This is a genomic window from Rickettsia sp. TH2014 (assembly GCF_019249195.1).
In the GTDB taxonomy this organism is placed as follows: domain Bacteria; phylum Pseudomonadota; class Alphaproteobacteria; order Rickettsiales; family Rickettsiaceae; genus Rickettsia; species Rickettsia felis.
On the sequence record NZ_MXAX01000057.1, the window covers coordinates 1 to 522 of the forward strand.

Sequence of the window (522 nt, forward strand, 5' to 3'; positions counted from 1 at the left end):
CATGAATCTAAGTAAAGGTACGTGGATACGTCACAGCAGCGGGCAAGGAGGCAACATATTTGGTTTTGTACAAGAGGGTGCTCGCGTGAGCAAACGCCAATCCCTTGAGATAGTTGCAGAGCTTGCTGGCATCAGAGCGGAATCAAGTAGTTATGATTACAATGCTTATCTTGCAAGCAGCAGAGCGAATAAAGAACAGAGGCAAGCGCAAGACAAGCTCCAAATTGCAAATAAGTGGACGCCCGCTCAGGACAAAATTACAAATGCAGAAAGCTTTGATCCAAATAAGCATCTAAAGGGCATGATGCATCATCACATATTAGAGGCAGTATACACTTATAAAGATGCTGACGACAAGTTACTAGGGTATGTAGTACGCTTCATCAACAAAAAGGATGGTACAAAACAAACTCTACCTGTCACCTATTGCTACAACGCTGCAAAAGAAGAGCAAGCTTGGCGCTGTAAAGGATTTACTGATAAGGGTGACAAGCCTATCTTTGGCATAGAGAAAGCTACTGT

Annotated in this window: 1 pseudogene; it reads left to right on the plus strand. The window is 43.3% G+C overall.

Annotation, left to right across the window (positions count from 1 at the left end):
- Positions 1-85: 85 nt before the first annotated feature.
- Positions 86-522: pseudogene (locus KYQ89_RS00845) on the plus strand (toprim domain protein); the annotation flags it as partial.